This is a genomic window from Aquabacterium sp. (assembly GCF_004297345.1).
Classification (GTDB): Bacteria; Pseudomonadota; Gammaproteobacteria; order Burkholderiales; family Burkholderiaceae_C; genus Aquabacterium.
Genome location: NZ_SCTN01000196.1, coordinates 1 through 10,183 on the forward strand (window position 1 = coordinate 1; position 10,183 = coordinate 10,183).

Annotated in this window: 6 protein-coding genes and 2 pseudogenes; 5 read left to right on the forward strand and 3 right to left on the reverse strand. The window is 63.4% G+C overall.

All coding sequences use genetic code 11. The features are described from left to right. The 3 genes and pseudogenes from EPO09_RS06860 to yegQ form a co-directional block, all read right to left on the reverse strand. Positions 1–334: pseudogene (locus EPO09_RS06860) on the reverse strand (hypothetical protein); the annotation flags it as partial. Positions 335–424: 90 nt separating this feature from the next. After that, positions 425–1,357 (reverse strand): HDOD domain-containing protein, encoded by a 933-nt coding sequence (locus tag EPO09_RS06865; protein WP_290641502.1) that lies wholly within the window; start codon positions 1,355–1,357, stop codon positions 425–427. 140 nt (positions 1,358–1,497) lie between these two features. Beyond that, a complete protein-coding gene (gene yegQ / locus EPO09_RS06870; protein ID WP_290641503.1) occupies positions 1,498–2,865 on the reverse strand; it encodes a tRNA 5-hydroxyuridine modification protein YegQ in 1,368 nt (455 codons plus the stop codon). Positions 2,866–2,959: 94 nt separating this feature from the next. Between yegQ and EPO09_RS06875 the strand changes: the two genes are divergently transcribed. The 5 genes and pseudogenes from EPO09_RS06875 to EPO09_RS06895 all read left to right on the forward strand — a co-directional run. Next, positions 2,960–4,441 carry an aminoacyl-histidine dipeptidase gene (locus tag EPO09_RS06875; RefSeq protein ID WP_290641505.1) on the forward strand — a complete coding sequence of 494 codons (1,482 nt, stop codon included), beginning with the start codon at positions 2,960–2,962 and terminating at the stop codon, positions 4,439–4,441. 9 nt (positions 4,442–4,450) lie between these two features. Further along, positions 4,451–5,074 (forward strand): tRNA-uridine aminocarboxypropyltransferase, encoded by a 624-nt coding sequence (locus EPO09_RS06880; RefSeq protein ID WP_290641507.1) that lies wholly within the window; start codon positions 4,451–4,453, stop codon positions 5,072–5,074. Positions 5,075–5,259: 185 nt separating this feature from the next. After that, positions 5,260–7,077 (forward strand): hybrid sensor histidine kinase/response regulator, encoded by a 1,818-nt coding sequence (locus tag EPO09_RS06885; RefSeq protein WP_290641509.1) that lies wholly within the window; start codon positions 5,260–5,262, stop codon positions 7,075–7,077. A 188-nt stretch (positions 7,078–7,265) separates the two neighbouring features. Continuing rightward, complete coding sequence (locus tag EPO09_RS06890; RefSeq protein WP_290641511.1) at positions 7,266–9,845, forward strand: PAS domain S-box protein; 2,580 nt, start codon at positions 7,266–7,268, stop codon at positions 9,843–9,845. A gap of 46 nt (positions 9,846–9,891) precedes the next feature. Then, a pseudogene (locus tag EPO09_RS06895) lies at positions 9,892–10,183 on the forward strand (hypothetical protein); the annotation flags it as partial.

The following is a 10,183-nucleotide window of genomic DNA, read 5'->3' on the forward strand; positions in this document are numbered from 1 at the left end:
CGCTGGCGTAGCCACGGGTGTCATTGCCCACCACCGAACTGGTGGGCACCACACCTTGCATGGCAGGTAATTGCTGCAGCAACTCGGTGGTGGTGCGGGCGCCGGAGCGGTCGATCTCGGCGCGCCGGATCACGATCACAGGCAAGGCCGTTTCGGCGTCGATGCGGCGCAATGCCGTGCCAGTGATCTGCACGGCAGGCAAACGATCGGCATCGCTCTCAGGCTCGGAAACGGAACGCAATGGCGCAGTCTGGGCGAGCGCCGCTGCGGCCATGGAGGCACACAACAGGGCAACGGCCCATGCCACCGCCTGGTGTGGGCAGGATCGGTTCACGGGCAGGCTTTCTGGGCAATTCAGCTAACCTGCAAGTTTAGGCGCTGCCCAGGATGTGCCCAAGCCTGACGCGGCCTTCAGCTTAGGGGGTCACGCCTGGTCCAGGAAATCACCCAGCTCGACCTGCCAGCCAGCCAACTCATCAGCCGTGATCTGCAGCCACGCCAGCGCCGCTTCGCAATAGGTCTTCCAGTCGGCGTCGGGCTCCAGGCCTTCGTGCTCGCGCATCAGGTGATCGGCAATGAGGCCAGCGGCCAGCAGGTTGTGGATGTCGCTGTCGATGCGGCTTTCGCCCAGGCTGCCCAGGTCGTGGTGCAGGCGGATCGAGGCGATCACCAGGGGGTGCATGCGCCAGGCACGCGCCACCAGGGCGCCGACCACGGCATGATCGGTCTTGTGATTCGCGTTTTCGGTGGCCACGAAAGAGCGATCCTTGCGGGCCATGGCTTCGACCAGGGTGCCCGTGTAGCCCTTGCAGCTTTGCACCATCACAGCCATGCCCACGTGGCAGAACAGGCCATAGGTATAGGCAATGTCAGGCGACATGCCGGGCAGCTTCTGCGCCAGATAAGCCAGGGCGGTAGCACGCTTGCCGGCACGTTCCCAGAAACGGGCCAGATGCGGGCTGTTGACCTTGATGGCCCGTTGCGCCAGAAAGCCAGTCATCACGGCGGCAGTCTGGTCCAGGCCCAGGCGGTTCAGGGCCTGGCCGATGGTCTGCACCGGCTGGCCGGCGGCATACAGAGGGCTGTTGGCTGCCTTCAGCAGCGCCAGGGACATGCCCACATCGCTGGAGGCAATCCGCGACACCTCGTTGAGATCAGGCTCCGTCTCGGCCAGTGCCGTCTGCAGGCGCGCCAGCAGTTCCGGGTAGGGCGGAAAGACGATGTTCTGCATCGGCCCGCTCTTGCGGAGCTGATCCAGTACCTCGATGACGGAAGTGGCAAAGGCGCTCAGCTTGGCTTGGCTGTCTTTGGCCGGCGCGGCGGTCGCTGTGGGTGTGGCTGTGGCGGTATCAGTCATGCAGGGCGATGGGCAACGACACGAAGGTGAACCGTCATCATCGTCTACCGGCGCCCGAACTGAACGCCAGCGCCGCACCCCGCCGTGAGCTTCGGCACACTTTCATCCGCTCGATGGAGGCAGCACGCCCCCGCCCCGGATCAACCCAGCATGCGGGCGATCAAGGCGCCTTTGTATTGCTCGCCCAGGGGAATGCGCACATGCAGCGGGCTGCCTGGTGCCACCTCGATGGCCTCGCCGTCCATATTGCGCATGGCCGCCAGTTTCACGATCTGGTTGCCGGCCGGGTGGATGACCTCGATGGTGTCGCCCACGGCAAACTTGTTCTTGACCTCGACCTCGGCCCAGCCGTCTTCGATGCCACGCACTTCGGCCACGAACTTGCTGCGCTGGAATTCGGAGTGGCCCGTGATGTAGTTCTGGTAATCCTGCGCGGGGCGGCGCTCCAGGAAGCCGCTGGTGTAGCCACGGTTGGCCATGCCTTCGAGCTGCAACAGCAGATCCGGGTTGAAGGGCTTGCCGGCCACGGCATCGTTGATGGCCTGGCGATAAACCTGGGCCACGCGCGCCACGTAGTACAGCGACTTGGTGCGGCCTTCCACTTTCAGCGAATCCACGCCGATGGCAGCCAGACGGGCCACGTGCTCCACGGCGCGCAGGTCCTTGGAGTTCATGATGTAGGTGCCGTGCTCGTCTTCCATCACGGGCATCAGCTCACCAGGGCGCTCGGATTCTTCCAGCAGATAGACCTGATCGGCCGCCGGGTGACGCTGGCCATCGCCACAGGACGAGAAGGCCTTGTTGGCTTCTTCCTGCTCCTTGCCGAAGTTGAAATCACCCTCCAGCTTGATGGGGATGACCTCGCCCGTGTCCGACATCTCCGAACCTGTGTGGGTCTTGTAATCCCAGCGGCAGGCATTGGTGCAGGTGCCCTGGTTGGGGTCGCGGCGGTTGAAGTAGCCCGACAGCAGGCAGCGGCCCGAGTAGGCGATGCACAGCGCGCCGTGCACGAAGACTTCCAGCTCCATGTCCGGGCATTCCTGGCGGATCTTCTCGATCTCGTCCAGGCTCAGCTCGCGCGACAGGATGATGCGCTTGACGCCGATCTTTTCCCAGAACTTGACGGTGGCGAAATTGGTCGTGTTGGCCTGCACGGACAGGTGCACCGCCACTTCGGGCCACTTCTCGCGCACCATCATGATCAAGCCAGGGTCGGCCATGATGATGCCATCGGGCTTCATCGCGATGACGGGTTCGATGTCGCGCAGGTAGGTGCGGACCTTGTCGTTGTGGGCCAGCAGGTTGCTGGTGACGTAAAACTTCTTGCCCCGCTGCTGGGCCTCTGTGATGCCTTGCTGCAGTTGCTCCAGCTTGAAGTCGTTGTTGCGGGCGCGCAGGGAGTAGCGCGGCTGGCCGGCATAGACGGCATCGGCGCCAAAATCGTAGGCGGCGCGCATCTTGTCGAGCGAGCCGGCGGGCAGGAGCAGTTCGGGAGCAGGGCGTGTCATGGGGCGGTATTGTCTCTGTTTCGCCTTGACTTAGCATCCCCGGGTTGCTTGTCCCCTCGATCTCATCACCATCCCCTCCATCCCACCCACTGAAATGACCACGAACGCTTCCGCCCCCGCCGCGCTGGATCAGTTGGCGCCCAACGATGTCTGGGCTCACTTCGGCACGCTGTGCCGTATCCCGCGCCAGTCCAAGCAGGAAGATGCCCTGCGAGACCACCTGCGCCAATGGGCCGAGCAAACTGGGTTGGCCACCGTGGTGGACCAGGCCGGCAACCTCATCATCCGCAAGCCAGCCACGCCGGGCCGAGAAAGCACACCGGGCCTGGTGCTGCAAGGGCATCTGGACATGGTCTGCCAGAAAAACAGCGACAGCGCGCATGATTTCAGCCGCGACCCGATCCGCCCTGTGCTGGCAGACGGCTGGGTGAAGGCCGAAGGCACCACGCTGGGTGCCGACAACGGCATGGGCGTGGCCATGATCCTGGCCTTGCTGGCAGACAAAGCGACTTCACACGGGCCGCTGGAAGCCTTGTTCACGGTGGACGAAGAAGCCGGCATGGGCGGCGCACAAGGCCTGCAGCCCGGCTTGTTGCAAGGCAGGCTGATGCTCAACCTGGACACCGAAGAGTGGGGCGAGTTCTACCTGGGCTGTGCCGGCGGCATGGATGTGAACGTGCAACGCCCTGGCATGGCACAGCCGGTGCCCGCTGGCCATGAAGCCTGGCGCATCAGCCTCACCGGCCTGCGCGGCGGGCATTCTGGCGTGAACATCCACGAAGAACGCGGCAATGCCATCAAGCTGCTGGTACGGGTGCTGATCGACTTGAGCACGGCCATGCCGCTGCGGTTGGCTCAACTGCAGGGCGGCACCGCGCGCAACGCGCTGCCGCGCGAAGCCTTTGCCCTCATCACCCTGCCCGCTGCTCAGGCCGCACGGCTGAACGAAGCGCTGGCGCGCTGGCAAGCCCTGCTGGCACAGGAACTGGAAGGTGTGGAGCCCGGCATCAAGCTCCAGGCTGAACCCGCGCCGGTCGAGCAGACCAGCCATGTGATGGACCAGACCGAGCAAACCACCTGGTTGCGAAGCCTGCATGCCGCCCCTCATGGCGTGCGCCGCATGAGCCAACGCGTGCCAGGCGTGGTCGAGACCTCGAACAACCTGGGCATGATCGAGCTGACCCCACAAAGCGGCAGTTGCAACTTCATGGTCCGCTCGCTGCGCGACAGCGGCAGCCAGGCCCTGGCAGACGAGATCGTGAGCCTGTGGGCACTGTCGGGCACCACGGCGGAACAATCCGGCGCTTATCCCGGCTGGACGCCCAACCCCGACTCCACGCTGCTCAAGCTGTGTCAGCAGGTCTACCAACGCGAGTTCAACAGCGCCTCCAGCGTGCAGGTGATCCACGCCGGTCTGGAGTGCGGCATCATCGCGGCCAAGTATCCGGGCATGGACATCGTTAGCTTCGGCCCCACGATCCGCGGCGCCCACGCCCCGGGCGAGCAGGTCGAAGTGGCCTCGGTGGCGCGCACCTGGCAGTTGCTGCTGGCCATCGTGTCGGCCATCGGTGCCTGAGTGCCAGGCGTGTTCGACCCGTCAGCCGCGAACACGCCTCGGCGTGCCCTGTGCCCAAGGTGTGATCGCCCCTTGAGCACCTGCATCTGCGCCTGGGCCACCCCCACGGCCAATGAAGTCAGCGTGGTGATCCTGCAGCACCCGCTGGAAGTGAAGCAGGCCAAAGGCAGCGCGAAACTGCTTGAACTCAGCCTGCAACGCGCCGAGTTGCATGTGGGTGAGGTCTTCGATCCCGATGCACTGAGCACCTGGCTCATAGGCGGCGCATCTCCCACCCGGCACACCGTGATGCTCTACCCGGATCACGCCGAGCTGCCCGCACCCGCTGCTGATCTGAACGGTGTCTGCCCATCGCAGATCAGGCTGGTCGTGCTGGATGGCACCTGGCGCAAGAGCTTGAAGATGTTGCACCAGAACCCGGCGCTACAAAGCCTGCCCAGGCTGTCGCTGCATCCGGACAGCCCATCTCGCTATCTGATTCGCAAGGCACACCGGCCTGATCAACTGTCCACACTGGAGGCCAGTTGCCTCGCCTTGGCCCAACTGGAACAAGCACCGGACAGATATGAGCCTTTGCTCACCGCCTTCTCGTCATTTGTGGGCGAACAGGCGCGTCACATCCCGCACACATAACCACAAAAATCAGAGGTTTTTCAGGCTCTCCCAATCTGGCTCTGGTCTACTGGATTGGCTGTACGTCGTTATGGTTGCTGTCCCCATTCGCCTTGCCTCTGCAGCACCGAGGCAAGGTGCCTGACACCTCGCACCCTGCCTTCGCCATGCCTGAACAGCTCACCTGGCGTGCCAGTCACACCCCTATGCAAGCTGATTCGGCGGGAGTCAACCCAACTCGCCCATGCAAGGCGCGCTGGCGCATCAGAACCAGTCTGGTCTGGCTGGTGGCGGCCAGCATGTTGCCCGGCATGTTGTTGAGCGCCTGGTTCATCGTCTCCGATTACCAGCAGCACAAGGCTCAGGCGATTCAACGTGCCATCGCCATTGCGCGGGCAGGCACAGCCAGTCTCGACCGCGATCTCGCCGGCACCACGGCGGCCCTGCGCGTGCTCGCGTCATCCAACTCGCTGCACCACGATGACCTCGCCACGTTTTACTTGCAGGCTCAAGATGCCTTGCCCTATCAGGCGATATCCAACTACGTGCTGATCAACGAGACCGGGCATCAGATGCTCAACACGCTCAAGCCTTGGGGCGCGGCCTTGCCTGCCGTGGGCGGGCCACCGCAGTTGCAACGCATTTTCAAAACCGGCGAACCCGTTCTGACCGATGTTTTCACTGGCCCGGTCACCGGCAAGCCCATTCTGGCGCTCGGTGTACCGGTCAAACGCGACGGGCACACCCTGTACAGCCTCAATGCCGGCATCTTTCCAGAACGCATCGCCAAAGTGCTCATGTCACAGAACCTGCCGCATAACTGGATCAGCGCCGTGCTGGACAGCAAGGGCAACATCGTGGCGCGCACGCACGAGATGGACCGCTTCGTCGGCAAGCCCGCCGTACCGGACTTGATCCGCATGTCCAGGCAATCGTCGGAGGGCGTGCTGGAAACGATCACGCTGGAGGGCATTCCCGTGATCACGGCTTTCAGCCGCTCCAGCGTATCGGACTGGAGCGTGGCCGTCGGTATCCCGCAAACGCAGCTGACCGCTGAACTCAAGCGCTCTTTGTTCACGCTGCTGATAGCCAGCATGCTGCTGTTTGCCTCTGCGCTATGGGTGGCCTGGCGCCTGGCGGTCACTCGCGTGATGGCGCCGGCCAACGAGTTGCTCAAACGCATGCAAGCCATGGCCAGCGGCCAGGCACCCGGCATGGTGGACATCCAGCACACGCCCGAAGAATTTGTCATGCTGGAACACGGCTTTGCCGAACTGAGCGCACGCCTGCGCGAGCGGGAGCAGGAGCGGGAAGCCAAACTGGCCGCCGAAGCCGCCAACCGCGCCAAGACCGCCTTTCTTTCCCGCATGAGCCACGAGTTGCGCACGCCGCTCAACGCCGTGCTGGGCTTCACTCAAGTCCTGCAACTGGACCACGAAGAGGCCCTCACGGAGCGCCAACGCCACATGATCGCGCTGATCGAAAGCTCCGGGCAACACCTGCTGAGCATGATCAGCGACGTGCTGGACTTCTCTCGCATCGAATCAGGGCAGTTGCGCATGGAGATCACACGCATCCACGCTGATGATCTGATCGACGAGTGCCAAAGCATGATGGCGACCGAATCGATGCGCGCCGGCGTACACCTGACTGTGTCCAACACCAGCCCTGACCGCCACGTGCTGGCTGACCGTACCCGGCTCAAGCAGGTGCTGCTCAACCTGCTGAGCAATGCCATCAAGTACAACCGGCCAGGAGGCGTGGTCACATTGAACCTGCACAGCCACGGCAACTGCCTGCGTTTCACCGTACAGGACACCGGCCTGGGCATCCCGCCAGAACAGATCACCCACCTGTTCGAACCCTTCAACCGGCTGGGCCGCCACCACAGTGACAAGCCAGGGGCAGGCATCGGCCTGGTCATCTGCAAACAGTTGCTGGAGCTGATGGGCGGCCAGTTGCAGGTACGCAGCCAGGCTGATCAAGGCAGCGAATTCTGGTTTGACCTGCCCCTGGCACCATGAAAGCCAAGGCGGGCTGTTGCATATTTCCCCCAACGGCAGCTGAATTGACGCTGGGAGCTATTCCGCTGGAATGACCCTTTCGCTATCCTGTGTATCCCGATGCGGTGCCTGATGCCTTCTGGCGGCTGCATCCCCCCGCGTTGACGGCCGTCAGGTCAGGGAGGCAGCATGACACCCAGGTGGACGCCTTGAGCGAAAAGCGCGAGAAGCGACATGAACGCGTAGATCTGTCGGCGCTGATGACCGCCATACCTGACCTTGTCTGGGTCAAGGACCTTGACGGCGTCTACCTCGCCTGCAACCCGGAATTCGAGAAATTCTTTGGCGCCAGGGAGGCCGACATCATCGGCAAACGCGACCATGATTTTGTCGGGCAGATGCAAGCGGACTACTTCCGCAAAAGTGATCTGACGGCCATAGCCAGCGGGCAGTCCTGCACCTCGGAATCCCTCATCACCTATGCCAGCGACGGGCGCCAGGTGCTCGTGCAATCGGTCAAGACCCCGCTGTTCGACGCGCATGGCCGCATCTATGCGGTGGCCGGCGTGTCGCGCGACGTCACCGCCATGCGCCAGACGCAGCAGGAACTCAAGAAGATCAACCGTGCATCGCGCTTGCTGGCAGAAGCCAGCCGCATGCTGATCCACGCGGAAACGGAAGACGATCTGCTGCATCAGGTGTGCGAACTGGCGGTCAAGGAGGCAGGCTACCCGATGGCCTGGGTGGGCGAGGCCCGATACGACGATGCCCGCAGCATCCACCCGATTGCCTGTGCCGGTGGCGCGGCCGACTACCTCAACGGCCTGAGCTTTTCCTGGGCCGATGATGAACGGGGGCATGGCCCCTGTGGCATCGCCGTCCGCACCATGCACCCTGTGTGCAACCAGAACTTCCTGAGCAACCCGGCCATGGCGCCATGGCGAGAGGCGGCCTTGCGCCACGGCTTTCAATCGTCAGCGGGCCTGCCTTTCAAGCTCGACGACGACAAGACCGGCGTGCTCTCGCTCTACGCGGCAGAGCCCGACGCCTTCCAGACCGACGAAATCGAGTTGCTGACGCGCATGGTCGATACGCTGGGCTACGGCCTGAGCGCCACCAAGGCCCGCCGCAGCCGCGACCAGGCCCTGACGGCCCTCAAAGAGAGCGAGTTCATGTTCCGCTCCCAGTTCGACCTGGGCAACATCGGCATCAACATCACGACGCCGGACAAGCGCTGGGTGCGCTACAACCGCCGCTACTGCGAGATGTTGGGCTACCGCGAGCACGAGTTGTGCGACATGAAATGGGAGCACCTGGTCCATCCTGAAGACCGGGCTGCAGCCTTGCTCAGTTACCAGCGCTTGCTGAACGGCGACGTCGACCACTACCAGATGGACCAGCGGGCGATATGCAAGGACGGCCGCATCATCGACCTGACCGTCTCCGTGGCCTGCTACCGCGCCAATGGCCAGACACAGTTGGTGATCGCCTCCTTGCTGGACGTGACCGACAAGCTGCAGACCCAGCGTGAACTTCAGCAATATCGCGAAGAGCTGGAACAACTGGTTGGCCAGCGCACGCACGAGCTGGAGCTGGCCCGCAACGATGCCGTGACGGCCAACCAGGCCAAAAGCACCTTCCTGGCCAATATGAGCCACGAGATCCGCACACCGATGAACGCCATCATCGGCTTGCTGGCCTTGCTCAAGCGGGACGTCACCGAGCCCATCCAGGCCCAACGGCTGGAGCAGGCCGATGCCGCATCGGCCCACCTGCTGCAGATCATCAACGACATCCTGGACATCTCCAAGATCGAAGCCGGCAGGTTGACCCTGGCTGAACGCGACTTCGATCTGCGCGACGTGCTGGCCCACGTCTTTGACATGGTCAGAGTGCGTGCCTCGCAAGCCAGGGTCGATCTGGTCCAGGACCTGGACCCCACCTTGCCCAAATACCTGCATGGCGACGACATGCGCCTGCAGCAGATCTTGCTGAACTTCGCGAGCAATGCCGTCAAATTCACTGAGCGAGGCAGGGTCGCCCTGTCCGTCAAGCTGATCTCCTCAACACAGCAAACCAGCGGTGACCCAACCTGGCTGCGCCTGTCCCTGGAGGACACCGGCATCGGCATCGCCCCGGACAAACTGGACGATCTCTTCAAGGCCTTCGAGCAAGTCGATCGCTCCCTGACCAGACGCTATGGCGGCACCGGCCTGGGCCTGGCCATCAGCAAGCGTCTGGCCGAGTTGATGGGCGGGCGCATCGGGGTGCGCAGCCAGCCGGGGCAAGGCAGCACCTTCTGGGTCGAGTTGCCGTTCGCTCCCGCCCGGCGCAGCCCTGGTGATCCACAGACCCGCGCACAAGCCAGGCAGCCCGTACACCCCGATCAACTCAAGGGCCTGCGTGTACTCCTGGCCGAAGACAACGCCATCAACCGCCTGGTGACCATTGAAGGCATGGCCGGCTCGGGCATCGAATTCGACGTGGCACTCAATGGCGAAGAAGCCGTGCTCAAGGCCAGCCGCCATCAGTACGACCTCATCCTCATGGACGTTCAGATGCCCTTGATGAACGGCCTGGAGGCCACACAGCTGATCCGGCAGCTCTCCGGCTACGCCTTCACGCCCATCCTGGCGATGACAGCCAATGCCTTCGAGGAAGACCGGCGCGAATGCCTGGCCGCCGGCATGACAGACCATGTCAGCAAGCCGATTGCCCCCCATCTGCTGCAAGAACGCATCGCACACTGGATGAGCGTGCGCCCAGGCGACAGGCAGGACAGACAGTGACACCGCCCAGGTCTACACTGCTGGCAGGTTCACTCCGAACGGCTTCATGATTCCCCACAACTGGCACACCTATGATCAATACGGCTACGCGCTGGTGGCCATCGTGGGTACCTTCGCTGCCGTCGCCCTCATTCAGTGGGTGATCCAGCACTCTCGCTGGGCAGACTGGGCGCGCACCTTGCACGGCGTGGCGCCGCCGTTCATCAACATCATCGGCGTGCTGTTCGGCCTGACCCTGGCCTTTCTGGCCAATGACACCTGGAGCGCCCATGATCGCGCCATGCAGGCGGTCTATCGGGAAGCCGATGCCTTGCAAAGCCTCCACACCCTGGCCAGCA